Origin of the sequence: Tritonibacter sp. SIMBA_163, assembly GCF_046535935.1 — a bacterium.
Classification (GTDB): domain Bacteria; phylum Pseudomonadota; class Alphaproteobacteria; order Rhodobacterales; family Rhodobacteraceae; genus Epibacterium; species Epibacterium scottomollicae.
Genome location: NZ_JAWJBP010000148.1, coordinates 1 through 400, shown reverse-complemented (window position 1 = coordinate 400; position 400 = coordinate 1). Strand labels below are relative to the sequence as shown.

Genomic DNA, 400 nt, shown 5'->3' with positions numbered 1-400 from the left:
ATAATAGCCAATTGTTCTAGATACTGATCGAATTGCACATCACTTTTATAAAAATCCCTCAATTCACGAAAAGCCTCAATTATTTCTGTTTCAGACCCATCAACCAAAACAGTCTGTAGATCAATTAGCTTTTGTTTCAACTCGCCTTCTGCATAACCAGAAGATATAAAGAACGCTTCTATTAATGTCATATTCTCATTGGTTAGCATTTGCGTGATGTTATTTAAGAATCTGTTCCTTTCATAGAGGGCATCTTTTTCGTATTCATTCTTTACCTGCTTCTGCAATAAAAAGAACCAACCATACAAGCTGCCAATAAAGCCACAAATCAAAGCCAACCACCAATAATGAAAGAAGAGATATGAAAATCCACCGAAGCAAAGAAATGGAATTAAAATGA

1 protein-coding gene is annotated in these 400 nt (G+C 34.5%); it reads right to left on the bottom strand.

Annotated elements, in window-relative coordinates:
* Nucleotides 1-209 (bottom strand): hypothetical protein (locus R0J92_RS21845; RefSeq protein WP_411053186.1); only part of this gene is annotated, 209 nt, incomplete at its 3' end.
* Nucleotides 210-400 lie beyond the last annotated feature (191 nt).